Origin of the sequence: Methylobacterium komagatae, from assembly GCF_042661665.1 — a bacterium.
Classification (GTDB): Bacteria; Pseudomonadota; Alphaproteobacteria; order Rhizobiales; family Beijerinckiaceae; genus Methylobacterium; species Methylobacterium komagatae.
Map to the genome: position 1 here is coordinate 4989935 of NZ_JBHSWN010000001.1, position 24460 is coordinate 5014394.

General features: G+C 64.4%; 24 protein-coding genes and 1 pseudogene. 9 read left to right on the forward strand and 16 right to left on the reverse strand.

Annotated elements, in window-relative coordinates:
* Nucleotides 1-55 precede the first annotated feature (55 nt).
* Nucleotides 56-1111 carry a diguanylate cyclase gene (locus ACFQE0_RS24575; protein ID WP_378974303.1) on the forward strand — a complete coding sequence of 352 codons (1056 nt, stop codon included), beginning with the start codon at nucleotides 56-58 and terminating at the stop codon, nucleotides 1109-1111.
* 20 nt (nucleotides 1112-1131) lie between these two features.
* Here the strand turns inward: ACFQE0_RS24575 and ACFQE0_RS24580 are convergent, their stop codons facing one another.
* Together ACFQE0_RS24580 and ACFQE0_RS24585 are read right to left on the reverse strand one after the other, a co-directional pair.
* A complete protein-coding gene (locus ACFQE0_RS24580; protein ID WP_378974306.1) occupies nucleotides 1132-1509 on the reverse strand; it encodes a HesB/IscA family protein in 378 nt (125 codons plus the stop codon).
* 100 nt (nucleotides 1510-1609) lie between these two features.
* Entirely contained in the window at nucleotides 1610-2599 is a 990-nt protein-coding gene (locus ACFQE0_RS24585) for a threo-3-hydroxy-L-aspartate ammonia-lyase (RefSeq protein ID WP_378974309.1), read from the reverse strand.
* Between the two features lie 92 nt (nucleotides 2600-2691).
* Between ACFQE0_RS24585 and ACFQE0_RS24590 the strand changes: the two genes are divergently transcribed.
* Together ACFQE0_RS24590 and ACFQE0_RS24595 are read left to right on the forward strand one after the other, a co-directional pair.
* On the forward strand, nucleotides 2692-2898 hold the full coding sequence (locus ACFQE0_RS24590) for a hypothetical protein (protein ID WP_378974311.1): 207 nt from the start codon (nucleotides 2692-2694) through the stop codon (nucleotides 2896-2898).
* A 90-nt stretch (nucleotides 2899-2988) separates the two neighbouring features.
* Nucleotides 2989-3264, forward strand: a complete 276-nt coding sequence (locus ACFQE0_RS24595; RefSeq protein ID WP_378974313.1) for a hypothetical protein — start codon at nucleotides 2989-2991, stop codon at nucleotides 3262-3264.
* Between the two features lie 117 nt (nucleotides 3265-3381).
* Here ACFQE0_RS24595 and ACFQE0_RS24600 read toward each other — a convergent pair whose 3' ends face one another.
* The 10 genes from ACFQE0_RS24600 to eno form a co-directional block, all read right to left on the reverse strand.
* Nucleotides 3382-5304 carry a glycosyltransferase family 2 protein gene (locus ACFQE0_RS24600; protein WP_378974316.1) on the reverse strand — a complete coding sequence of 641 codons (1923 nt, stop codon included), beginning with the start codon at nucleotides 5302-5304 and terminating at the stop codon, nucleotides 3382-3384.
* A 416-nt stretch (nucleotides 5305-5720) separates the two neighbouring features.
* Nucleotides 5721-6653 carry a class I SAM-dependent methyltransferase gene (locus tag ACFQE0_RS24605; protein WP_378974319.1) on the reverse strand — a complete coding sequence of 311 codons (933 nt, stop codon included), beginning with the start codon at nucleotides 6651-6653 and terminating at the stop codon, nucleotides 5721-5723.
* Nucleotides 6654-7211: 558 nt separating this feature from the next.
* Nucleotides 7212-8651 (reverse strand): dihydrolipoyl dehydrogenase, encoded by a 1440-nt coding sequence (gene lpdA, locus ACFQE0_RS24610; protein ID WP_378974322.1) that lies wholly within the window; start codon nucleotides 8649-8651, stop codon nucleotides 7212-7214.
* 113 nt (nucleotides 8652-8764) lie between these two features.
* Nucleotides 8765-10171, reverse strand: coding sequence for a pyruvate dehydrogenase complex dihydrolipoamide acetyltransferase (locus ACFQE0_RS24615; protein WP_378974324.1), 1407 nt, complete (start codon nucleotides 10169-10171; stop codon nucleotides 8765-8767).
* A 2-nt stretch (nucleotides 10172-10173) separates the two neighbouring features.
* Nucleotides 10174-10368 carry a hypothetical protein gene (locus ACFQE0_RS24620; RefSeq protein ID WP_378974326.1) on the reverse strand — a complete coding sequence of 65 codons (195 nt, stop codon included), beginning with the start codon at nucleotides 10366-10368 and terminating at the stop codon, nucleotides 10174-10176.
* An 11-nt stretch (nucleotides 10369-10379) separates the two neighbouring features.
* The gene (locus ACFQE0_RS24625) at nucleotides 10380-10628 is read right to left on the reverse strand and encodes a DUF5076 domain-containing protein (protein ID WP_378974328.1); all 249 of its coding nucleotides are present in this window, start codon (nucleotides 10626-10628) and stop codon (nucleotides 10380-10382) included.
* A 102-nt stretch (nucleotides 10629-10730) separates the two neighbouring features.
* Nucleotides 10731-12164, reverse strand: a complete 1434-nt coding sequence (locus ACFQE0_RS24630) for a pyruvate dehydrogenase complex E1 component subunit beta (protein ID WP_378974331.1) — start codon at nucleotides 12162-12164, stop codon at nucleotides 10731-10733.
* A gap of 58 nt (nucleotides 12165-12222) precedes the next feature.
* Nucleotides 12223-13287 (reverse strand): pyruvate dehydrogenase (acetyl-transferring) E1 component subunit alpha, encoded by a 1065-nt coding sequence (gene pdhA / locus ACFQE0_RS24635; protein ID WP_378974334.1) that lies wholly within the window; start codon nucleotides 13285-13287, stop codon nucleotides 12223-12225.
* A 168-nt stretch (nucleotides 13288-13455) separates the two neighbouring features.
* A complete protein-coding gene (locus ACFQE0_RS24640; RefSeq protein ID WP_378974336.1) occupies nucleotides 13456-13767 on the reverse strand; it encodes an FtsB family cell division protein in 312 nt (103 codons plus the stop codon).
* A 131-nt stretch (nucleotides 13768-13898) separates the two neighbouring features.
* Entirely contained in the window at nucleotides 13899-15188 is a 1290-nt protein-coding gene (gene eno / locus ACFQE0_RS24645) for a phosphopyruvate hydratase (protein WP_378974338.1), read from the reverse strand.
* Nucleotides 15189-15390: 202 nt separating this feature from the next.
* Here eno and queF point away from each other — a divergent pair, with 202 nt between their 5' ends.
* Complete coding sequence (gene queF / locus ACFQE0_RS24650) at nucleotides 15391-15843, forward strand: preQ(1) synthase (RefSeq protein WP_378974341.1); 453 nt, start codon at nucleotides 15391-15393, stop codon at nucleotides 15841-15843.
* A 62-nt stretch (nucleotides 15844-15905) separates the two neighbouring features.
* Here queF and ACFQE0_RS24655 read toward each other — a convergent pair whose 3' ends face one another.
* On the reverse strand, nucleotides 15906-16217 hold the full coding sequence (locus tag ACFQE0_RS24655) for a hypothetical protein (RefSeq protein ID WP_378974343.1): 312 nt from the start codon (nucleotides 16215-16217) through the stop codon (nucleotides 15906-15908).
* A 625-nt stretch (nucleotides 16218-16842) separates the two neighbouring features.
* Between ACFQE0_RS24655 and ACFQE0_RS24660 the strand changes: the two genes are divergently transcribed.
* On the forward strand, nucleotides 16843-17514 hold the full coding sequence (locus ACFQE0_RS24660) for a class I SAM-dependent methyltransferase (RefSeq protein ID WP_378974346.1): 672 nt from the start codon (nucleotides 16843-16845) through the stop codon (nucleotides 17512-17514).
* Between the two features lie 12 nt (nucleotides 17515-17526).
* Here ACFQE0_RS24660 and kdsA read toward each other — a convergent pair whose 3' ends face one another.
* Both kdsA and ACFQE0_RS24670 read right to left on the reverse strand, forming a co-directional pair.
* On the reverse strand, nucleotides 17527-18372 hold the full coding sequence (kdsA, locus tag ACFQE0_RS24665) for a 3-deoxy-8-phosphooctulonate synthase (protein ID WP_378974348.1): 846 nt from the start codon (nucleotides 18370-18372) through the stop codon (nucleotides 17527-17529).
* A gap of 9 nt (nucleotides 18373-18381) precedes the next feature.
* Nucleotides 18382-18852 (reverse strand): hypothetical protein, encoded by a 471-nt coding sequence (locus ACFQE0_RS24670; RefSeq protein ID WP_378974350.1) that lies wholly within the window; start codon nucleotides 18850-18852, stop codon nucleotides 18382-18384.
* A 74-nt stretch (nucleotides 18853-18926) separates the two neighbouring features.
* On the opposite strand from ACFQE0_RS24670, the gene ACFQE0_RS24675 reads away from it, so the two are divergent.
* A complete protein-coding gene (locus ACFQE0_RS24675) occupies nucleotides 18927-19925 on the forward strand; it encodes an alpha/beta fold hydrolase (protein WP_378974353.1) in 999 nt (332 codons plus the stop codon).
* A gap of 114 nt (nucleotides 19926-20039) precedes the next feature.
* Here the strand turns inward: ACFQE0_RS24675 and ACFQE0_RS24680 are convergent.
* Nucleotides 20040-21215, reverse strand: a pseudogene (locus ACFQE0_RS24680) (amidinotransferase).
* Between the two features lie 213 nt (nucleotides 21216-21428).
* Here ACFQE0_RS24680 and ACFQE0_RS24685 point away from each other — a divergent pair.
* From ACFQE0_RS24685 to hpnI, 3 genes are read left to right on the forward strand one after another with little or no spacing between them, the layout of a single operon-like run.
* The gene (locus tag ACFQE0_RS24685) at nucleotides 21429-22547 is read left to right on the forward strand and encodes an HpnL family protein (protein ID WP_378974355.1); all 1119 of its coding nucleotides are present in this window, start codon (nucleotides 21429-21431) and stop codon (nucleotides 22545-22547) included.
* Nucleotides 22538-23191, forward strand: a complete 654-nt coding sequence (locus tag ACFQE0_RS24690) for an MlaC/ttg2D family ABC transporter substrate-binding protein (protein WP_378974357.1) — start codon at nucleotides 22538-22540, stop codon at nucleotides 23189-23191. Before ACFQE0_RS24685 ends, ACFQE0_RS24690 begins: the two co-directional genes overlap by 10 nt.
* Nucleotides 23192-23240: 49 nt before the next feature.
* Nucleotides 23241-24449 carry a bacteriohopanetetrol glucosamine biosynthesis glycosyltransferase HpnI gene (gene hpnI, locus ACFQE0_RS24695; protein WP_378974359.1) on the forward strand — a complete coding sequence of 403 codons (1209 nt, stop codon included), beginning with the start codon at nucleotides 23241-23243 and terminating at the stop codon, nucleotides 24447-24449.
* Nucleotides 24450-24460 lie beyond the last annotated feature (11 nt).

Here is a 24460-nt window from a genome sequence, read left to right on the forward strand (position 1 = left end):
CCTCAGTCATGCGGTGATGCCTAATCGGGCAATGTCTCCGCGAGATGGGCTGAGGATGGGCCAGGACGCTTTCCCCGATCGTGACCGCAGCTTCGCCTTGGCGAAGCGGACGAACGAGCTCATGCGCGATTACGGCCCTTCGGCAACCCCGAGGGCCTACGCCGTGTGGTATGCCTATGTCTCAGGCGAGCTGCCGCTTCTGAACGACGCTGTCAAACGATTGACGGCGGAGAAGGGGCATCTCACCGATCTCGATATCGATCATCTGCACGAGAGCTATCTCGACGGACAGAAACACGCGTCGGATGCGAGCGTGGTCAGCAAGACGGTTCTGGCCGAACTCGCGTCGATTAGCGAGGTGCTGGACCTTTCGCTGGGCTCGACGCAGCAATACGGCGAATCCCTCTCGACCCTCTCGGCCGATCTCACCCAGGCCCATCTGAGCCGGGCGCGGCTCGCGGAGGTCGTCGCCTCCCTTGCGGCGGCAACCCGCGAGGTGGTGGCCGATAACCGCGTTCTGGAAGCGCGAATCCGCGAGAGCCGGAGTGAGGTGGAGGCCCTGCGCGAGAAGCTCGAGGCGACTCGGACGGAGAGCCTGACCGACCCGCTCAGCGGCCTTTCGAACCGCAAGCACTTCGAGGAAATGCTGCACACGACGGTGGCCGAGGCCAACCGGGGCAACCGCCTTAGCGTTATCGTCGTCGATATCGATTACTTTAAGCGGTTCAACGACCAGTATGGCCACCTGACCGGCGATCAGGTTCTTCGTCTCGTCGCCGTCGTCATGCGTGAGAGCGTGCAGTCGAATGCGCGGCTGGCCCGCTTCGGCGGGGAGGAATTCGGGATCATCCTGCCGGGCGCGAACCGCCTCGAAGCGATCGAGATCGCCGAGACCATCCGGTCCAGCATGATCGGTCGCGAACTTGTGAAGCGTTCGACCGGCGAGTCGCTCGGCAAGGTCACCGTCTCGCTCGGTGTCGCCGAATATCGCCTCGGGGATACGCCGGCCTCGCTTCTCGAGCGCGCCGACCTCTGCATGTTTGCCGCCAAGCGCGGCGGTCGCAACCGCGTGGCGGACGACGCTTCGATCGCCTCGCCGCAGGCGGCCTGACGGCGAGGCGTCGTCGGCGTTCAGGCCGTGGCGGGAACCCGCTCCGGCGATACCGGCGTGATGGCGACGGATTCACCGCAGCCGCAGGCAGAGGTCTGGTTCGGGTTGTTGAACACGAACTGCGACGCGAGCTTTGTGGTCGTGAAGTCCATCTCCGTGCCGAGCAGGAACAGCACGGCCTTAGGATCGATGAAGACCTGAACGCCCCGATCCTCGACCACGTCCTCGCCGGGCTTGCGCGCTTCGGCATATTCCATCGTGTAGGTCATGCCGGCGCAGCCGCCGTTCTTCACGCCCACGCGCAACCCCGCGACGGGCTTGTCTGCCTGCGCCATGATGGCCTTGATCCGATCTGCAGCGCGATCGGTCAGCGACAGAACCTTAAAACTCGACGTCATCGACTCTCTCCGGCCCGAACGGGTTCAAGGCCCGTGGGACGCTATCTGGATGATCTGAAGATAAGCATGCCGCGCCTGCGGGTCCACATCGGCGCGGAAGTCAGGCGGTGGGTGCGACGAGCCGTGCGAAGGATGTGATATCGACGTTGCCGCCACTCACGACGACACCGACGCGCTTGCCCGCCACGTCGAGCTTGCCGTGCAACACCGCCGTCGCTGCGAGGCAGCCCGTGGGCTCGACCACCATCTTCATCCGGCTCGCGAAGAAACGCATCGTTTCGATGAGTTCTTCGTCCGTCACCGTGACGATATCGGTGACCCGCTCGCGGATGATGGGGAAGGTCAGAGCCCCAAGGTAGGTCGTCTGCGCTCCGTCCGCGATGGTCCGCGGCACGGGGATCGTCACCACCCTTCCCTCATGGAAGGAGCGGCGCCCGTCATCGCCCGCTTCCGGCTCAACACCGTAGATCGCGATGCCCGGCGAGCGCTCAGCCGCCGCGAGGGCACAGCCGGCGAGCTGTCCGCCGCCGCCGAGGCAGGCGACCAGCATGTCGAGGGGGCCGGTCTCCTCGATCAGTTCCAGCGCGAGGGTGCCCTGCCCCGCGATCACCTCACGGTGGTCATAAGGCGGGATCAGGGACAGGCCGCGTGCCTGCGCAAGCTCCCGGCCGATTACCTCCCGGTCCTGGCTGTAGCGATCGTAGGACACGACTTCGGCGCCGTATCCCTTGGTCGCCTCGACCTTCACGCGCGGCGCGTCCTCCGGCATCACGATGACGGCGGGCACGCCGAGCAGGCGGCTCGCCAGTGCGATGGCCTGGGCATGGTTTCCGGATGAGAAGGCGATCACGCCGCGCCGCCGCACCTCGTCCGGCAGGGCGGAGATGGCGTTATAGGCACCACGAAACTTGAAGGCCCCACCCCGCTGGAGATTCTCGGCCTTAAAGAACAGGCGCGCCCCGGCCATCGCGTCGGCGGTGCGGGAGGTCAGCACGGGCGTGCGGTGCGCGACCCCCGCGATGCGTCGCGCGGCGGTTTCCACATCCGCGAAGACCGGACGGGCGGGGCTGTCCGTGACCGGATCGGGCATCGCATCTCTCCGAAAGGATCTTCGACGCCATTCCGCCCCGAGCGGAGCCATTAGCGTCACCGTGGATTAATCCTCGCATGGGGGATCACACAATGGCACGCGAGGATGCTCGCACGGCAGGCACGCCTGTGACGTTCCGGGGCCGGGGGCGCGGGTTGCGCCTCGGCTCACGCTTCGTCGTCTTGGTCTGCCCACTCTGCTCCCAGCGGAATGCGCCCCGTAGCGCCGAGCGCGGCATCTGCGAGTGGTGCGCCTACACGCCCTCCGAGAAGGATGCGCAACCGGATGAGCCGCGATAGTGCAACGATGAATTGAACGGCCCTGCGACCGAAGCGTTAGTCGCGTGAAGCCTCCGGATGAGAGGCCATTCGACAGAGAAGGAGACGACCATGCGGATGTCCACCCTATTCGCCGCCGCCGGTCTTATGGCGCTCGGCAGCGCCGCCTGGGCGACCGAGAGCGGCCCGGCCACGCAGAACACCACGGGCAATGCCGTCGGGCGGATGCAGGGCTCCCCCAACGCCGCGGGGTTCGGCAAGGGCGAGACCACTGGCAGCACCGGGGCGTCGACCACCGCGCCGGGTCAGGAGATGAAGGACGGCAAGATGCAGGGTTCGCCCAACGCCGCCGGCTTCAAAGGCGGCGCGGGCAATAGCGGCCGCTAAGACCTGATTCAATAAAACGAGGGCCGCGACTGTCTTCGAAAGCAGTCGCGGCCCTTCTCGTATTCGGACCTCAGGTGTGGATCACCTTACCGTAGGCGTCGAGTACGCTCTCGTGCATCATCTCGTTGGTGCGAGCGGGACTTTCCAAGGGGCGCGCGGCGCATCGTTGCTCAAGCGATAGCACGAATGCTTCCGATCGAAATTCGGACTGTAGAATGGATCGTGCAGTCCGCCCGAATCCCACCTCTCAAGCACTCTTCGAGCATCGTCATCGAGCCGTTTGCGTCGCTCGGGTGACGCGTCGCTGCCGCGCGTGCGCGACTCGTGGTGAGCCAAGCGGATGTTGGGGTCGCAGATGACCTTCAAGCCTTTCGCCCTTACACGAAGACAAAAGTCGATGTCGTTGTATGCGACTGGAAAGCTTTCATCAAAGCCGCCGACGGATGCATAGTCCGCCTTGCGAATGAACATGCAGGCGCCTGTGACGGCTGAGAATTGCTGCAGCAGACGGCTCTTGCTGAAATTGACATGCTGATCGTCAGGCAAGCCCAGATAAGCATGCTCAGCGATCCGATGCTCCCCGACCCCAAGATGAACACCGAAATGCTGCAATGTCCCGTCGGGATAGAGAAGGCGCGCGCCGACAATACCGATATCGGAAACTGAGAACCACGCGCGAACTCGCTCAAACGCGCCGGCCTCTAAGAATTCGGTATCGTCGTTCAAAAGGCAAACGATGGCGCCGCGTGCGTGCTCGACCCCAAGGTTCACAAGCCGTGAAAAGTTAAAGTCCCCGTCATCGCGAACAACACGATATCGATAACTCTCGCGCTCCAGGCTAGCGAACAGGCTGAGCGTTTTGGGATCTACGGTACCATTATCTACAATGACCACCTCAATCAACGGATCGGAAAATTTTCGAAGAGATTCGAGGCACCGGGATAAATGTTCGAAGCCGTCCCGCGTCGGGATGATAACGCTGACGATTTGAGGATTAGGTGTTGATAATGTTTGCACTCTAGAAATACCGGGAAACTCTCCATCTACGGAAAGAAGCGGCCAATCGTTGCGTGAGAAATGATCATTTATTGCCCGCTTTGCGGCAGTAAAAGCGTAGTTCTTCTCCGAGGCGCCCATGGATGTCGATCCTGGGATCTGCCGCCATTGGTAAAGAACATGCGGGATGTGAACGATGCTACCTTCTCCAGCTTCATCCAGGCAGCGGAGTATAAGATCATAATCTTGGCTTCCCTCGTAGCCTTTTCGAAAACCGCCAACCTTCTCGAATATATCTCGACTGAATACACCGAGATGGCTAAACATATTGTGCCCGTAAAGAAGGAAACGATCAAACGCCCCTTTGGAGTAGGGTTGCGCCCTGCTTTTTCCTGGGGTGAGCTTGTCTTCGTCGGAATAGAACATCGATGCATCTGGATTTGCCAAGGCATAATGAGCAACAGTCCAAAGTGCATGCGAACTCAAAAGATCATCATTGTCCATCAAGACGAAGAATTCGCCACGCGCGATAGAAGCGGCGGAATTGGTTGCCTCGGAGATATGGCCATTCTCGGCGCGAAACACGGGCCGGATGCGTGCATCCGCCGCCGCAAGCCGCTCAATGCATGTGCGCACATCTGGATTGCGAGAGGCGTCGTCCGCGATGCAGAGTTCCCAATTCTCGTAGATTTGAGCCTGTAGCGATGCGACCGCCTCTTCAAGAAGGGCCACGGGGGGGTCAAAAACCGGCATCAATACCGACAGGAGAGGATGGCGCGCCCAACGGCTGATCTCACCCTGCATCCAAGAGATATCGGCCTGGTTCGGTCGCTCATGGCGTTCGATCCATTCGAGATAGGCAGCGTCGATTACAACATCTTCCGGGATCGGTGCATTCAGAGTGGACAGCAGCAGTGAAGCGATCGCAACTTGGCTCTTCGACTCGTCATTCGGAATTGATTCGAGCGAGTTTAAGAGCAGACCAGCACCTTCTCCGGCGTAACGTTCAGCAAGGGCTCGGGCTACGTCAGGCCCCCTGCGCAACAGGGTGTGCGCCAGGCTCTAGCAGAGACGCGCGCCTCGCTACAAACGATGTAAAGCTGAACGTCCCGGCCCCCTGGATGGGATCGAGACGTAATCGCTTTATAAGATTCGGAAATGGAATGAATGCAATCCAGGCACCATCATGCCGTCGTATCATCGATAGCTTGAGATCTTCGGAAAACCCATTTCCGTAGTTAATGTATATAATTGGATTTGAGCACGTAGAACTGTCGGCAGTCTTTATTTCGAGCTGAACAAGCGCAGACGAACTGCATATGTATTTCTTCAATCTAAAAAATATTTGGGGGTTGTTATCTGATTTTATATTGTATTCATGAATAGATCCATTGAATATTTCAAATTCGAGAATGCCGCGTGCGATAGGTGCTATTTTCAGCCTATTGAATGGCCAAATTTTATGCATTTACCAAGGTTCCATTGCGAGATTTGTGAAGTATTGCCGTGAATTCATTCGATCCATGGGGAGTGTCATAGACGTGCTCCACCGTAAGATTCATCAACTTTGTGCGGCGTATAGTGGCGACGACGTTGCGGAATGATGACGGGGTGAATTGCCACGCATGAACATCGATGTAGTTTCCGTTGGATTCATCGAATTCCACGCGCGCTGCGTGTTCGCGCTCGGAAAACAAATGGCCACGGGGATCTGCGCTATCCCCAGCCCAGTGGCGCGCTGTATCGTTATGCGTCGTCAGCGCACGATGTTCGCGGACGCTCGCCCAAGTATGAACGCGACGTTTCTCTCGATGAGCCTGAAGGACCGCATCGACGGTGCTTTCTGGCAGGAGAGCATCGAAGCAGTAGCGTTTGTCCGGAATAAGTAGCATATACCGCCCATTGGGACGCAAAATTCGCTCGACCTGCTGTAAATGAGCGACTAAGTCTGGCTGATGTTCGATGCAGTGGCTCGACAAGACAATATCAAACTGTCGATCGACGACGTTTAGATCTCCGGTGGGCGAGACGAATTCAATTTCTGGGCAGTCATCCGTTGGATGAGCGTGATGGACCGCCCGCGCAAGAAGGCCTGCCCGATCCATCACGTCGAAATAGTGAACTCTTGGTCCACGCAGGGTTGGCTTTGTAAAGGGGCCGATTTCCAGGACATCCGCGTCTTCAGGAACGAGCGCGATGAAGCCTCGCCTCTCGGCTGCTGGATTAGCAAGGCGTCCTTCAGAGCGTCCGTGCCGTTCGTAATGAGCGATGAGGGCTTTGTCGTCGAAATTTGCTAAGTCGTCGTTGACAAGCCGGTAGAATGCTAAGTCGAGCTCAGGTGATGATTCGCCGGCGCGGATGATCTTGCTCAGGAGCTTGAAAAGGTTGGCCACTTTCGACCTTTCACTCATCTCCCCCCTTGCGCCACCAAAAGGCTGCCGCGGATCCAGAAAAGGACAGGCCAGCGTTCGCAGGGTGATGATGCTCGACTGTCGGACGTGCCTCCTAGGGTCTAAAACACAAGGGAGGGGGAGCCAAGTCACAAATCATCGATGATTTCTCAGCCCAATCGCACGGCGGGTATGGCCGGTCAAATTGCGCTCAAATAAGTTTCCTGAAATTATAACTAAACTATTACGCGAGATTTTGGCTCGCCTCGCCGCTGGAATTGAAATTCTCATTATGAGAAAGACAGTTTTGACAATGAAATTAATTTCAATCAAAATAATAACGTCATTTTTTCTGAAACAATGCTTTCCCAAGCGCGATAATAAAAAAAGATCAGTATGCGCACAAAAACCAAGTTGTAAATATGTATACGTGATATCATTACCGTACATGGACATGAGCCAAGTAACGCATCGATACAATTAACCCAGGCTCGGCGATTTCTAGGCGAAGCCTGGGTTCGGCGATTTATAGCCGCCTTCTCTTGGTCGTCCGATCGGACCTCAGGTGTGGATTACCTTACCGTAGGCGTCGAGTACGCTCTCGTGCATCATCTCGCTGAGCGTGGGGTGCGGGAACACCGTGTGCATCAGCTCTTCCTCGGTGCTCTCGAGGTTCATGGCGACGACGTAGCCCTGGATCAGCTCCGTCACCTCGGCCCCCACCATATGAGCGCCGAGCAACTGGCCGGTCTTGGCATCGAAGACGGTCTTGATCATGCCGTCCGGCTCGCCCAGCGCGATCGCCTTGCCGTTGCCTGCGAAGGGGAAGCGGCCGACCTTCACGGCGAAGCCCTGCTCCTTGGCCTTGGCCTCGGTCAGCCCGACACTGGCGATCTGCGGCTGACAATAAGTGCAGCCGGGGATCTTACCCTTGTCCATCGGGTGCGTGTGCAGGCCCTTGATTGTCTCGATGCAGATCACGCCCTCATGCTCGGCTTTATGGGCGAGCATCGGTGGGCCCGCCACGTCGCCGATGGCGTAGAGGCCCGGCACGTTGGTGCGGCCAAGCCCGTCCGTAACGATGCAGCCGCGATCGGTCTTTACCCCGAGCTTCTCGAGGCCGAGATTCTCGATGTTGCCGACGACGCCCACGGCCGAGATCATCTTCTCGGCGGTGATCTGCTGGGACTTGCCGTCTCCGCCCTCGATCGTCGCGGTGATCGAATTGGCACCCTTCTCGACCTTCGTCACCTTGGCGCCGGTGAGGATCTTGATGCCCTGCTTCTCGAACCGCTTGCGCGCCATGGCCGCGATCTCGGCATCCTCGACGGGCAGGATCTGCGGCAGTACCTCGACCACCGTCACCTCGGCGCCCATCGTCCGGTAGAACGAGGCGAACTCGATACCGATGGCGCCGGAGCCCATCACCAGAAGGCTTTTGGGCATCGCCTCCGGAACCATGGCCTCGTAATAGGTCCAGATCTGCTTCTTGTCCGGCTCGATGCCGGGCAGCGCGCGGGGCCGGGCGCCGGTCGCAACGATGATGTGCTTGGCGCTGTAGCTGCCCGCGCCCTTGGCGCCCTTCGGCGGCTCGGCGCGCTTGCTTTCCTTCACGGTGACCTGACCGGGCTGGTTGCCCCTGGCGACGGAGTCGACGCTCGCCTCGCCCCAGATCACATCGACCTTGTTCTTCTTCAGCAGCATGCCGACGCCGCCGTTGAGGCGGGCCGAGACGCCGCGCGAGCGCTTGACGATGGCCGCCGTGTCGAACCCAACCTTCTCGGCGGTCAGGCCATATTCGCCCGGGTGCTGGAAGTAATGGAAGATTTCCGCCGAGCGCAGCAGCGCCTTGGTCGGGATGCAGCCCCAGTTCAGACAGATGCCGCCCAGGTGCTCGCGATCCACCACGGCTGTTTTGAAGCCGAGCTGCGCGGCGCGGATCGCGGTGACGTAGCCGCCAGGCCCGGCACCGATGATGAGAACGTCGTAGGTGTCAGCCATGGCGGCTCCTCGCGGACTTCCCCCTGCGCCCGCGCGCGGGAGGTGAAGGTGGTTCCTGTCGGGTCAGCGCAGCTGGAAAGGTGGTCTCTCCCCTGGAGGGAAACGACTTCGCCTTAGACCAGCATGCCCATCGGATTCTCGATCAGCCCCTTGAAGGCCGACACCAACTCCGCACCGAGCGCTCCATCGAGGACACGGTGGTCGCAGGACAGGGTGCAGGTCATCACCTGGACCACGGCCGGAGCACCATCCTTCACGACCACGCGCTTCTCGCCCGCGCCCACCGCCAGAATGCTCGATTGCGGCGGGTTGATCACCGCCGTGAAGTGCTTGATGCCGAACATGCCCAGGTTCGACACCGAGGTGACGCCGCCCTGATATTCCTCGGGCTTCAGCTTCTTGGCCCGCGCCCGCGCCGCAAAATCCTTCATCTCGTTCGAAATGGTCGACAGCGTTTTCTCGTCGGCGCGGCGGATCACCGGCGTGAACAGGCCGCCGTCGATCGCCACCGCGACGCCGACCTCGGCATGCTTGAAGCGCAGGATCCGGTCTTCGGCCCAGACGGCGTTGGCGGCCGGAACGCGGGTGAGCGCGAGGCCCATCGCCTTGATGACGAAGTCGTTCACCGAGAGCTTGAACGCGGGCTTGCCGTCCTTGTCCTTGCCGGCAGAGCCGTTCAGTGTCTCACGCAACTTCATCAGTGCATCGAGTTCGCAATCCACCGTCAGGTAGAAGTGCGGGGCCACCAGCATTGCCTCGGTGAGGCGCTTGGCGATCGTCTTACGCATGCCGTCGAGGGTGACCTCCTCGTAGGCATCCTTGGCGTAGAAGCCCTTGACCTGATCGGTCGTGAGCCCGGTGGGCATGCCGCCCGCGGACGCTGCCTTCGGGGCGGGGGCGGCGGCCTTCGGTGCCTCGGCGGCGGTGGCCTGGGGCGTGGGCGCCTTGAGTGCGCCGCCGGCCTTCGCCGCCTGAACGTCGCGGGCGATGATGCGGCCATGCGGGCCGCTGCCCTGGATCGCGCCGAGATCGATGCCTTCCATCTTCGCGAGACGGCGTGCGAGCGGCGAAGAGAACGGGCGCTCGCCCGCATGAGCCGGTGCGGCACCGGCGGCCGGGTTCACGGCCTTGGCCGCGTCCGGCGCCTCGTTCACCCGCGCATAGGACATCTGACCCTCGGACGAGGTCTTCGCGTCCGCCTTCGGTGCCTCGGCGGTCTTCGGGGCTTCGGACGCCTTCGCACCGCCGCCCGGCGCCTGCACGCTGCCCGGATCCTCGCCCTCGCCAGCGATCAGGGCGATGAGGTCGTTCACCGGCACGTCCGCCGTGCCTTCCGGCACGATGATCTTGGCGAGCACGCCCTCATCGACCGCCTCGACTTCCATCGTGGCCTTGTCGGTTTCGATCTCTGCCAGCACATCGCCGGACTTGATCGGATCGCCTTCCTTCTTGAGCCACTTGGCGAGGTTGCCCTTCTCCATCGTCGGCGACAGGGCGGGCATCAGGACGTTGATCGGCATGGTCAGGTCTCGGGCACGGCCGGGGCGGCCGGATCGGCGAAAGGGGGCAGGTTTTCGTGGGAGGCGATCGGCTCTCGGGCCGAAGCGGGAGCATGGCGAGGGGCGGGCACAGCCGGTCTCTCGGCGACGCTCACGCAGGTGGACAGCACGGCCTCAAGCTCGGTCCGGTGCGTCACCGGTACGGCCGCCTGAGCCATGCGCGGCCCCGTCAGTTGAACTCGCCCGGAGCGAGGCATTCCGCCTCGATCGCGGCGCGGATTCGCTCGAAGGCTTCCTCCTCCGACATGTCGGTGTCGACCGCATAGGCGCGGGCCGCCTGCCGGGCGAGATCGACCAGCAGACGCCCCCAGGTCGCCGGATCATCGAACGAGCGCCGCAGGGCGACGCTCACCGCCCCGTCCACCACCGCCGCGCGCAGCACTTCGACGCCGCCCTGTTCGAGGGCGTCGGGAGGCACGGCGAGTTCGGCGAAGTCGGGCTCATCGGGCGGGACCGGAGTGGCGCTGTCCCGCCGGTAAGGCGGGAACGATGGGATCGACGGGGACCGGCAGGCCGGACCTTACTTGTAGCAAACCGCCTTGGCGGCCTCGATGACCTCGCCGACATTCGGCAGGGCCAGCTTTTCGAGGTTGGCGGCGTAGGGCATCGGCACGTCCTTGCCGGTCACCCGCAGCACCGGGGCGTCGAGATAGTCGAACGCATCGACCATCAGGCGCGCCGAGATTTCGGCGCCGATGCCGGATTGCGGGAAGCCTTCTTCGACGGTGATGCAGCGGCCGGTCTTCTTCACCGACTCGACCACCGTGGCCGTGTCCATCGGGCGGATGGTGCGCAGGTCGATCACCTCGGCCTCGATCCCCTGCTCGGCCAGCGCCTGGGCCGCCTTGAGGGCGTAGGTCATGCCGATGGCGAAGGACACGATGGTGACGTCCTTGCCCTCGCGGTGAATCCGCGCCTTGCCGATGGGCAGCACGAAGTCGTCGAGCTTCGGCACCGGGAAGGTCTGCCCGTAGAGGATCTCGTTCTCGAGGAAGATGACGGGGTTCGGATCGCGGATCGCGGCCTTGAGCAGACCCTTGGCGTCGCTCGCCGTGTAGGGGGCGATGACCTTGAGACCGGGCACGTTGGAGTACCACGCGGAATAATCGTGGCTGTGCTGGGCGGCGACGCGGGCCGCCGCACCGTTCGGGCCACGGAACACGATCGGGCAGCCGAGCTGGCCGCCGGACATGTAGAGGGTCTTGGCGGCCGAGTTGATGATGTGGTCGATCGCCTGCATGGCGAAGTTGAACGTCATAAACTCCACGATCGGCTTCAGCCCGGCGAGCGCCGCGCCGACGCCGATACCGGCAAAGCCATGCTCGGTGATCGGGGTATCGACCACGCGCTTCGCGCCGAATTCCTGCAGCAGGCCCTGCGTGACTTTATAGGCGCCCTGGTATTCGGCGACTTCCTCACCCATGACGAAGACGTCGCCGTCGCGGCGCATCTCCTCGGCCATGGCATCGCGTAGCGCCTCGCGGACGGTCATCGTGACCATCTCGGTGCCGGCGGGGAATTCCTCCATCACCGGCTCGTTCGCCTTGGACGAGATCTTCGCCGGGGCAGCGGGCGCGCGGGGAGCATCGTCCTCGGTCTTGGCGATCGTGGCGGGCTTGTCGCCGCCCTGTTCGACGGAGGTATCGAGGCCGTTCGTCTTCGGCGCCTCGGCCTTCTTGCCGCCGGAGGCAGCGGCGGCCTCGACGTCTTCACCCTCGCCCGCGATGATCGCGATGGGGGTGTTCACGGCGACACCCTCGGTGCCCTCGTCCACGAGGATCTTTGCGAGCACGCCCTCGTCGACTGCCTCGACCTCCATGGTCGCCTTGTCGGTCTCGATCTCGGCCAGCACATCGCCGGATTTGATCGGGTCGCCGACCTTTTTCAGCCATTTCGAGAGCTTGCCCTCCTCCATGGTCGGAGACAGGGCGGGCATGAGGATATCGGTCGCCATGATGAGTTCTTCGCGTCGCTCTCGTTCGGGGGCGGCCTAAAGGGTGAGGTGTCGGCGCTCAGGCGCCGACTTCGAGCAGGATGTCGGTCCACAGCTCCGAGGGATCGGGCTCGGGATCATTGGTGGCGAACTCGGCGGAGGCGTTCACCGTCTCGCGGACCTTGGCGTCCGTCGCCTTGATGTCGGCCTCCGGCACGCCGTGCAGCTCCAGAAGGCGCTTGCGCACCATCTCGATCGGGTCATGCTCGTCCCGCATCTTCGAGACTTCGTCCTTCGTCCGGTACTTGGCCGGGTCGGACATGGAGTGGCCGCGATAGCGGTAGGTCTGCATCTCGAGGATGAAGGGGCCCTTGCCCGAGCGGGCATGCTCGATGGCGCGGCCGGCGGCCTCACGCACCGTGCGGACATCCATGCCGTCGACAGACTCGCCGGGGATGCCGAAGGACAGGCCACGCTTGGAGAAGTCGGTCTGCGCCGAGGCGCGGGCGACCGAGGTGCCCATGGCGTAGCGGTTGTTCTCGATCACGTAGACAACGGGCAGCTTCCAGAGCGCCGCCATGTTGAAGCTCTCGTAGACCTGGCCCTGGTTGGCGGCACCGTCACCCATATAGGTGAGGCTGACCTTGCCATTACCGCGGTAATGATCCGCGAAACCGAGGCCGGTGCCGAGGGAGACCTGCGCGCCGACGATGCCGTGGCCGCCGAAGAACTGCTTCTCACGGCTGAACATGTGCATCGAGCCGCCCTTGCCGCGGCTGTAGCCGCCGCGGCGGCCGGTCAGCTCGGCCATGACGCCCTTGGGGTCCATGCCGCAGGCCAGCATATGGCCGTGGTCGCGATAGCCGGTGATGACCTGATCGCCATCCTCGGACGCCATCTGCATGCCGACGACCACGGCTTCCTGGCCGATATAGAGGTGGCAGAAACCGCCGATGAGACCCATGCCGTAGAGCTGGCCCGCCTTCTCCTCGAAGCGGCGGATCAGGAGCATCTCGTGGTAAGCGTGAAGGTCTTCCTCACGCGAGAATTGCGGCATGTTGGGAGCTGGCCGGTGGGCCTCGGCTGCTGCCGCCGACGACGGGCCGGCAGCGGGCTCGGTCTCGGCCGTCTTGCCAGCATCCATGTCGTTTCTCCCGCGCTCTCGCTGTCTTGAGGCGGGTGTAGGCTAGGCGCCGTCCGAAAGCGAGGCCCGCCCCTCTAACAGGGAGGCGCCGTTGTCAGAGTAGACGGCTCTAATTCCCCCGTTGCAGGAGGGGATTGCAGAATTGAGTGGGCTTGAATTGCGGGCCGATCAGGGGGTGATGACGACCACGTCGTTGGCGTGGACGCGGCCCAGGACGATCCGTGCGCGCTCTTCCAAGAGATCGCGATCGATCTGGTCGCTTTTCAACAGCGCGACCCGGTGCTCCCACACGGCGCGCTCGGCCTTCACGGTCGCCAGTTCCTGGTTCAGTCCGAACGCTTTCATCTTCAGCGCGCGCTTGGCCTCGAGGCCGCGATTGCCGCTTTCGGCCTGCATGATGAAGTAGCCGCAGACGAGTGCCGACAGGGTCCAGAGACCCAGGGGCAGAACGATCATTCTGACGCGGCGACGGACGACCATGGCCGCACCTTGGCCGGAGACAGTTAACGAGGGGTTGAGAACAACCCGACCGTTAATGCGAAAAGGGGAGCCACGTCGCCGTGGCTCCCCTTTTCTAAATCCGCCCCCGATGGGGAAAGGCCGCTCCTAGCTTACGCGCGGGCGAGGTGCTTGATCGCGGCGCGGCCGGCATAGAGGGCCTGCGGGCCAAGGCCCTCCTCGATGCGGATGAGCTGGTTGTACTTCGCCAGTCTGTCCGAGCGGGCGAGCGAGCCGGTCTTGATCTGCCCGCAATTCGTCGCGACCGCGAGGTCGGCGATGGTCGAGTCCTCAGTCTCGCCGGAGCGATGCGACATCACGGCGGTGTAACCGGCGCGCTGGGCCATATCGACGGCGGCCAGCGTCTCGGTAAGAGAGCCGATCTGGTTCACCTTGATGAGGATCGAGTTGCCGGTGCTGTTGGCGATGCCGCGCGACAGGCGCTCGACATTGGTGACGAACAGGTCGTCGCCGACCAGCTGGCACTGCGCACCGACCTTGTCGGTCAGGAGCTTCCAGCCCTCCCAATCGTCCTCGGACATACCGTCCTCGATCGACACGATCGGGTACTTGCCAACGAGCTCGGCGAGGTAATCGACCTGGGCGGCGATGTCGCGGGTCTTGCCTTCGCCTTCGTAGTGGTAGGCGCCGTTCTTGAAGAACTCGGTGGCCGCGCAATCGAGCGCCAGGGCGATCTCGGAGCCCGGCTTGAAGCCGGCCGTCTGGATCGCTTGCATGACGAAGTCGAGGGCCGCCTCGGCGGAGGGCAGGTTCGGAGCGAAGCCGCCTTCGTCGCCGACATTGGTGTTGTGACCGGCCTTCTTCAGGGCGCTCTTGAGGGTGTGAAACACCTCGGAGCCCATCCGCACCGCCTCGGCGATGGAATCGGCGCCGACCGGCATGATCATGAATTCCTGGAAGTCGATCGGGTTGTCCGCATGCGCGCCGCCGTTGATGATGTTCATCATCGGCACCGGCAGGATGCGGCCCTGGACGCCACCGACATAGCGGTAGAGCGGCAGGCCGGAGGCTTCCGCCGCCGCCTTCGCCACGGCAAGCGACACGCCGAGGATGGCGTTGGCGCCGAGGCGGGCCTTGTTCGGGGTGCCGTCGAGCTCGATCATCGCCTCATCGACGGCGACCTGATCCTCCGCGTCCATGCCGCCGATGGCGTCGAGGATCTCGGTCTGCGCGGCTTCGACCGCCTTGAGCACACCCTTGCCGAGGAAGCGGGACTTATCGCCGTCGCGCAGTTCGACCGCCTCGTGGGCGCCGGTCGAGGCGCCGGAGGGAACCGCCGCGCGGCCGAAGGAGCCGTCCTCCAGCAGCACATCGACCTCGACGGTCGGGTTGCCGCGGCTGTCGAGGATTTCACGGGCGCTGATGTTGGTGATCGCGGTCATGGTTGTGTCTCCGGGGGCCGCGGGCCGTTGGTCGCGCCGGCCGCGTGGCCGCGCGTCGCGGGCGGCTTATCCGCCATGCTTCGGCGCCCGGCAACCCGGAGCGGCCCGGCATACCGGCGAAATCTTTGCGGACGCGGCTCAATCGACTCCAAAGACAGAGCAGGATCGTGCGGACGCGCCTCACCCGCGCTATAGGGGCGGCATGACCAACACATCCGATCTCCAGCTGGGGCAGGCGACCCCGTACCCCCAGTCCCCCGAGGAAGCCCGGCTCGACCGGGTGCCCAATCCCCATGCCGACACGGATTACGTCGCCCGCTTCACGGCGCCGGAATTCACCTCGATCTGCCCCGTGACCGGCCAGCCCGATTTCGCAATCCTCGTGATCGACTACGTTCCCGGCTCGTGGCTCGTAGAGTCGAAGTCGCTGAAGCTCTACCTCGGCTCGTTCCGTAACCACGGCGCCTTCCATGAGGATTGCACCGTCGCCATCGGCAAGCGGCTCGCGGAGCTGCTGGAGCCGCGCTACCTGCGCATCGGGGGATATTGGTATCCGCGCGGCGGCATCCCCATCGACGTGTTCTGGCAGACGGGCACGCCGCCTTCCACGATCTGGTTGCCCGATACGGGCGTGGCGCCCTATCGCGGCCGCTGACAACACTCATGAAAAAGGGGCGGTCGGCTCTCGCCGACCGCCCCTTTTAGCCCGACTAAAGCTTAGTAGCCGTAGCCGTAGTAATCATAGGCCGGGGCGCCGTAGCCATAGCCGTAGGCCGGGCGGGAGTAGCCGTAGCCATACGAGTCACGGGCAGCGCCCGCAGCGATCGCACCGGCGGCAAGACCCGCGATGCCGAGGCCGACAGCCGCGCCGGTCCCGATGCCGCGACGGCCGCCACGGTAGTAACCGTGATGCCCGTAACCCCCGCCATGGTAGCCGTAGCCATACGGACGGGCCTCGGCGCCGGTCGTGGCGGCAATGCTGCCAACGGCCATCGTGGCGGCGGCGGTGATGAGAGCAAGCTTACGCATGTTATCCTTTCTCGATCACTGATCGATATGGGCGAATAACGTTGGCGTCGCCTGACGGTTCCAAGGATTCAACGACCGTCCTCAGGATATAACGAACGATGAACGCCTGTTCATCCGCTGCCGATGCCTGGATCTTTGATTTTTGCCCGTGCGCCGCTGCGCAGAAGCTTCGCCGTTTTCTATGGGACCTTTCGAGTGATGGCCCATGGTCGCCAATGCTGAAACGCAATTTAATCGACGGATCCCTCCACACGGGCATTTGATCGGGCATCAGCGAGCGCCAGCCACGCCATGAGGTCCGTTCTCCTTTCCTTTCTCGTGATGCTTACCGGGGCGCCCGCCTCAGCGCAGGCTCCGCGTTCGCCGGTCGCGGCCCAGCCAGTTCTGACCGAGGCCGTGTATGTCCGGCCACTCTATGGTGGGCCGTATCGCCATTGCGGCGGTGAGTGCCTGAAAAGTGGAACCCTCTCGTGGTTCTGCTCCGAGCGGCAGCAATGCGTGCTCAACTGTGCCGTGGCGCCGCCTTCGCGGAAATGCGCGATTCGCTGAGACGGGATGCGTCCGCCTGCGAAGCGGCGCATAGGGGATGAGGCGCGATAGCACCGCGCCGCCGGAGCCCGGTTTGATGGACGCCCTCACGCTCATTCGCGAGACCTATGCGCCGCTGGCTGGGAAGGCCCTGCTCGATATCGGCTGCGGTACGGGCTCATTGGCCCGCGCGCTCACAGGGGAGGGTGCGGCCGTCACGGGGATCGATCCCGGTCAGGACGCCCTCGCCAAGGCGCGGAAAGCCGTTCCGGCTGCTCGGTTCGAGACGGCCTCGGCGGAGGCCCTGCCCTTCCCGGATGGCACCTTCGACGGGGCGGTGATGCTGAATTCGCTGCACCACGTCCCCGACCCCGCGAAAGCCCTTAAGGAGGCGGCCCGGGTGCTGCGGCCGGGTTGCCGCCTCGTCGTCGTCGAGCCGCTGGCCTCGGGCACGTTCTTTGATGCGCTCAAGCCCATTGAGGACGAGACGGAGATCCGAGCCGCCGCGCAGGCCGCCATTGCCGAGACCGTGGCGCAGGGACGAGTCTCCTGCGAGCGCGAAGTGATCGTCGAGCGGCACGAGAGCTTTACCGACATCGAAGCGTTCTTCGCCCGCGTCACGACGGTCGATCCGGCCCGCGCCGACGCGATCCGCGAGCGCCGCTCGGAGGCGGAGGCCGCTTTCGCCGGGGCTGTCGAGCAGGGGGCGGACGGGGGCTTTGCCCTGGTCCAACCCCTGCGGATCCATGTGTTGGTGCCCGTTGCCTGACGAGGCGTCGCGTTACAGCCCCTTCGCCAGCCGGTCGAAGGCGATGAGCTGTTCGAGCAGGGCGGGCATGTCCTTCAGGGCGACCATGTTCGGGCCGTCCGAGGGGGCGCGGTCGGGATCGGGATGCGTCTCGATGAACACGCCCGCCACCCCCACCGCCACCGCCGCGCGGGCGAGGACGGCCACGAATTCGCGCTGACCGCCGGAGCTGCCCCCCTGGCCGCCGGGCTGCTGCACGGAATGGGTCGCATCGAACACGACAGGAGCGCCGCCCGTGACCTCGGCCATGATCGGCAGGCTGCGCATGTCCGAGACGAGGGTGTTGTAGCCGAAGGAAGCGCCCCGCTCGGTGACGATGACGTTCGGGTTGCCTGCCTGCGTCACCTTGGCGGCGACATGCTTCATGTCCCAAGGAGCCAGGAACTGACCCTTCTTCACGTTCACCACCCGCCCCGTGGCGGCGGCGGCGAGCAGCAGGTCGGTCTGGCGGCAGAGGAAGGCCGGGATCTGCAGGATGTCCACGGCCTCCGCCACGGGAGCGCACTGGGCCGCGTCATGGACGTCGGTGAGGACGGGCAGGCCGAGGCTCTCGCGGATTTCGGCAAAGACCGGCAGCGCCCCGTCGAGGCCCATGCCGCGTGCCGCGCCGCCGGAGGTGCGGTTGGCCTTGTCGAAGGAGGCCTTGAACACCAGCCCGATGCCGAGTTTGGCCGCCAATTCCTTGAGGGCGGAGGCGATCTCCAGGCCGTGCTGGCGGCCTTCGAGCTGGCAGGGCCCCGCGATCAGCGAGAGCGGCAGGTGGTTGGCGAAGGCGGTGTCGCGCGCATGCACGACCGGGCCGGAGCGGAAGTTCGACATGGCGCGGGTCTAACCGGCATGACGCCGCCGCGAAAGAGCAGCGGGTACGATCCGGCAGACGGTCAGATCCCTGGCGAGTGCGTCCTGGCGGGGTCCGGTGTCGCACAGCATGAGAGCCCGGCCGGTGGCGCCCCGCCGGGGGGCGTCGGCGAGCAGGCTGTCCTGATGGAGGTTCAGCGCCAGCACCTCGGCTTGCTCGGCGTCGGCGCCGGTGAGCGCTCGCGTCGCGAGCCCGACGAGCGTGAAATAGGCGCGGCCCGGCTCGCGATCGAGGGAGGCGAGGGTGATCCGCGCCGGGATCCGGCAATCGAGGCTCATGCGCTCGGCATCCTGTGCGCGGAACACGGCATAGGAGCCCGTCCGCCCTGCGAGGGAGGCACCCGTCACGCGAATCACCTTCGCGGTGAGCACATCGCACGCATCAGCCGCCGCAGCGGGTGTGGCCGCGAGACACGCGGCGAGCATGAGAAATCGGAGCATCGGATCTGTCCGGGAGGGGCTTTCCTCCCGCTCTTATAGGGCGATCTGATGGGACGACCCCATCCGGAGTGCTCATGCCCCGTCTCGCCCTCGCACCGGCCCTTCTCGCATTCAGCTTCGCCGCCCTGCCCTGCCGGGCCGAGACGGCCTACGGCCCGGAACTCCAGGGGTTCGACTATCCGTTTCCGGTCGAGCGCTACGAATTTACCTCACAGCGCCAGCCGTTGCAGATGGCCTATCTCGACGTGAAGCCGGACAAGCCCAACGGGCACACGGTGGTGCTTCTGCACGGCAAGAATTTCTGCGCTGCCACCTGGGAGGGACAGATCCGCGCCTTGACGGGTGCCGGATACCGCGTCGTCGCCCCGGACCAAATCGGTTTCTGCAAGTCGAGCAAGCCGGGCGCGTATCAGTTCAGCTTCCGGCAACTTGCCGAAAACACCCACGCGCTCCTCGACAAGCTCGGCATCGCCAAGCCCATCGTCGTTGGGCATTCGACCGGCGGGATGCTCGCCGCCCACTACGCCCTGCTCTACCCGAAGGAAGTGGAGCAACTGGTGATGGTGAACCCCGTGGGGCTCGAGGATTGGAGCGCCAAGGGCCTGCCGCCGATCTCCATCGCCCGCTGGTACGAGCGCGAATTGAAGACGTCGGCCGAGTCGATCCGGAACTACGAGAAGGCGACTTACTATTCCGGCCGCTGGGAGGCGCGTTACGAGCCCTGGGTCGAGATGCTGGCGGGTCTCAATCGCGGCCCCGGAAAGGAAGCCGTCGCCTGGGATTCGGCGCTGCTCTACGACATGATCGTCACGCAGCCGGTGGTCTACCGCTTCCCGCAGATCGCGGTGCCGACGCTCCTGCTCATTGGGCAGAAGGACAATACCGCCATCGGAAAGGACCTCGCCCCACCAGAAGTGCGGCCGACCCTCGGGAACTATCCTGAGCTCGGGAAGGCGGCCGCCAAGGCTATCCCCGGCGCGACGCTGGTGGAATTTCCGGAGTCCGGCCACGCCCCGCAGATGTCCGAGCCGGAAGCGTTCAACAAGGCGTTGATCGACGGGATCGGGCGTTAGACGCGACACGCGACGTCATTGCGAGCCAAAGGCGAAGCAATCCAAGGAAGCGGGCCGTTTTAGGCCTTGGCGGGTCCCTGGATCGCTTCGCTGACGCTCGCGATGACGAGTGCGCTAGAAGTACGACTGCAACGTACCCCGGCGGCGGACGTCGAGGGTGGCGCAGTGGAACGAGCCGCCGAACGGGCCGTAGCTCAGGAACGGCGCCGGGATCGGGTCGAAGCCCCAATCCTTGAGAGCCTTGATGAGCGTCGGCTGGCTCTGATCGACGACGATCTTCTTCTCGGTGATCGCGAGAACGTTGATCGAGGTCCAGGGCGAGCACATCGAGATCTTGCTCATGAAGCCCTCGACAGGGTCGGGGCGCGGGGCGACGAGCACGTCCCACTTCTTGAGCACGGCCGGAAGGCGCTCGATGTCGACGTAGTCCGGGTTCACCAGAACCTTGCCCGGCGCCAGCGGCATGAACGACGAATCGATGTGCATCGGCTGCGGGCAGCGGCTCTCGATCTCGTGGATGCGGAAGCCGGGGCCGAGGTGGCGGCGCAGCCACTCGATGCCCATCAGGTTCGTCACGTTCGAGCGGGTAACGAACAGGTCGCGACCGCAGCGCACGAAGTCGGCCGCGTCGAAGACCGGCTCGAACTCGTTCACCGTGAACTGCATGGGCTCGCCGGCCTTCAGGTTCGGCACCCGGTAATCGTAGTTGTAGAGGTCGTCCGTCGAGCTGCGGGCGCGGGGCGGAGGTCCAGCGGGCGCCGTTGCGGAAGTATTCCTTGAACAGCGAGCGGTAGGCGTCGCCCTCGAAGTAGCGCGAGCGCCAGCACATCGGGCTCTCGATGATCTCGTCGCCGATGACGAGGTACGGGTCGCGCGGGCAGGCCACGCAGAATCCGCGCGAAGACCAGAGCGGCGCCTTGAATTTACGGGAAAAGTCCACGGTGTCGGGGCGGCGCACCTTGACGCCTTCGCCCGCGAGGATCGTGATGAAGTTGTCGGCTCGGCCTGGGCGAGCTTCTTCATGAACTTCGGGTACTTCCAGCCCGAAGCGAGCCGGTAGAAGGGCTGCGCGGCGCGGGGCAGGTTGAAGATGACCGTGAGGTGGTGAGTCGGGATCGTCGCGCCGTCGAGGGAGCCGACGATGACCTCCTCCAGCGGATCCCACTCGTTCCACGCCATGACCGGCGAGGTCGGCGCGGGAACGGACGGCTCGCGCGTCGAGGAATAACCTTCGACACGCGCGGCTTCGTTCACGGCCTCGGCGGCCGTGATGGGTGATTCGCGGTCCATGACGTGTGCCCCTTCTGCGACGTTTCGCGGTCTCGTGTCCGGGACGTCAGACCCGTCAGCCGCTTTGCCCTTTGGTGTAGCAAACGGGTGATAGACACGGCTCATCCATGCTGCAACGTGGCGTAACAACCTGTTGGGGTCGCATCGACCTATTTCCGCCGCGACCGTGACCGATTTCCCGCATCAAGCCATTTGCGAGCTTGAAAGACGAAGATGAAGCGTCTCACGACACTGGCCTCGATTGCCGGTCTCTGCACGGTCGTGGGCCTGTTGGCGTCCTCCGGTGTCGAGGACGTGACGGCCGCCGTTGCGAGCGCCGGATGGGGCGCTCTCCTCGTCGTGCTCGCACGGTTCCTGGCTGTCGCCTGGGCCGGGTTGGGCTGGCACGTGGTGTTCCCCGCGGGCTCGCAGCCCCGCCTGCGTGACTGTATATCCCTGCGTTTCGTACGCGAGGGCATCAACACCCTCTTGCCGGTCGCGACCGTGGGGGGTGACTTCGTGGGCGCGCGGCTGCTTGCCAAGCGCGGCGTGACCGGCGCGATGGCCGGCGCCAGCATGTTCGTCGACCTGATGACCCAGGCGGTGACGCAGCTGATCTTCACCATCCTCGGCCTCGGCCTGGTGATCTGGCTCGTCGGCGATGGCCCGGTCACCCGCACGGTGGCGGGCGGCGTAGCCCTGGCCGTGCCCGCTCTTGCCGCCTTCTACCTGATTCAGCGCCGGGCCGGTCACCGGGTGATTCAGGCGCTCCTCAGCCGCTTCGCCTCGGGCCGCGAGTGGCGGGCGCTCGGCGCCATCGACCAGCTCTATGACGGTCTGCGCCGCCTCTACGGCGAACACGGCCGCGTCTCCGCAGCGATCGCCATCCATTTCGGTGGCTGGATCATCGGCACCGCCGAAGTCTACGTGTGTCTGCACTTCATGGGCTACCCGGTCGACTTCAGCCACGCTCTCGTGATCGAGAGCTTGGCTCAGGCGGTGCGCGGTGCGGCCTTCGCCGTTCCGGGTGCGCTCGGCGCGCAAGAGGGCGGATTGATCGCCCTGTGCGGTATGTTCAACATCCCCGCCGAGGCGGCGCTCGCACTCTCTCTGGTGAAGCGCTTCGCCGATATCGGCGTCGGCCTGCCGAGCCTCTGGCTGTGGCACCGGATCGAAGCCGGCCTGCGCGCCCGTGGCGAGGAAGAAGCCGATCAGGACGAGGGGAGGGTGACGGGTCTCACCCGCCGCCCTAAGCCGGTCCCGCAGCCGGCCACCCTGGGCCCGTTCTACAGTTACGCTCCGCCGCGCATGGTTGCCCGGCTGGATGAGAAGGACTTGAAGAAGTGCGCCTGATCCGCCGCTTCGCCGCCGCGTTCGCCCTGGCGCCGCTCCTCGCCTCTCCCGCTTTCGCGGGCGACGAGACGGCGATCCAGAACGTGCGCGACCTCTACGCAGCCTTCTCCTCGGCCGTAAAGGACGGCGCGGGACCCCTCCCCGCCCGCGTCGAGGCCGTAAGCCCGGTCATCGACAAGGTGTTCGATTTTCCGGTCATGGCCCGCATCGCCATTGGTTCCAAATGGTCCGGCTTCACGCCGGAGCAGCAGGAGGCCGTGACCAAGGCGCTGAAGCGCAGCCTGACCGTCACCTATGCCAACCGTCTGAGCCAAGCCGCGGGCGGCAAATTCGAGGTGACGCCGAAGGTCGAGGCCCGCGGCTCGCAGCGCGTGGTACCGACCAAAGTGACCACCGCCAACGACGATGACTCCGCGGTCGACTTCGTCGTCAACGCGGAAGACAAGGTGCAGGACGTGCTCCTGAACGGCGACGTGAGCGAGATGGCGGCCCAGCGCACGATGCTGTCCAAGCCCCTCGCCAGCGGCGGCGCGGACGGAGTCGTTAAGTTCCTCAACGACCGCGCCGAAGGCATGCTCGCCCCGAAGGACGCTCCCAAGGCAGCCCCCGCCGCGAAGCCCGCCCCCGCCAAGGCTGGTCAGTAGCCGCTCGCAACGCCGCAGCCGGCGGCCGGACACCTTACGGACCCAACGGATGGATCTCACCACCCTGGCGTCGCAGGCGCTGCTCTGGCTCTCGCCGCTCTGCCTCGTGGTGGCGGGCGCGGGTTGCCTTTACGGGCTCGCGGCGGCCTTCTTCGTCGGACGCTATGGCGCGCGCCGCGTTCCCACCCTGCCCGCCGGAAGCGAGCGGCCGGCGGTGACGGTGCTGAAGCCCCTCTGCGGGCTGGAGCCGAACCTTTACGAAAACCTCGAGACGGTGCTGCGTCAGGACTATGCCGGTGCTGTGCAGATCGTCTTCGGCGTGCAGAACGCAGGCGATCCGGCGATCGGCGTGGTCCGGGCCCTCAGCGAGGCCTACCCGCAGGCGCATATCGACCTCGTGGTGGATGCGCGCCAGCACGGCTCGAACCGCAAGGTCTCGAACCTGATCAACATGTCCGAGCGGATCGCCCATCCGGTGATCGTGCTGGCCGACAGCGACATGGTGGTCGCGCCCGATTACCTGGAGCGCATCGCCGCGGAATTGGCGCAGCCGGGCGTGAGCGGCGTCACCTGCCTCTACCACGGCGTACCGGCCTTCCCCGGGGCCATGGGTCAGCTCTCGGCGCTCGCCATCGACGTGCAGTTCCTGCCGAACGTGGTGATGGGCCTGAGCCTCGGCCTCGCGAAGCCCTGCTTCGGCTCCACCGTCGCCTTCACCCGCGCGAGCCTCGACGCGGTCGGCGGGTTCCGCCGTTTCCGCAATGACCTCGCGGACGATTACGCGATCGGCGCCGCCCTGCGCGGTCTCGGCGGTCGCGTGACCATCCCGAACTTCACCATCGGCCACACCTGCGTCGATACCGAGCTTCACGGCATGTGGAAGCACGAGCTGCGCTGGAACCGCACGATCCGCACGGTCGATCCGGCCGGATATGCGGGCTCCGTCGTCACCCACGCCTTCCCGCTGGCGCTCATCGCTGCGACACTTCCCGGTGCGGGCACCGTGGCTCTGGCCATGGCGGCGACCGCTTTGGCCTGTCGCATCGTGCTTTGCCGCCAGGTGGAGCGGGCCTTCGGCCTGCCGCCGCACGCCTACTGGCTGTTGCCGATTCGCGACATCCTCTCCTTCATGAACTTCTCCTGTGCCTTCCTCTCGGGGTCGGTGACATGGAAAGGTCACGATTATCACGTGGTTGCGGACGGTACGCTGATCCCCGACGCAGACCTCGGCCGTGATGCCGAGGCTCCGACCGCTTGATCCGCCCGACC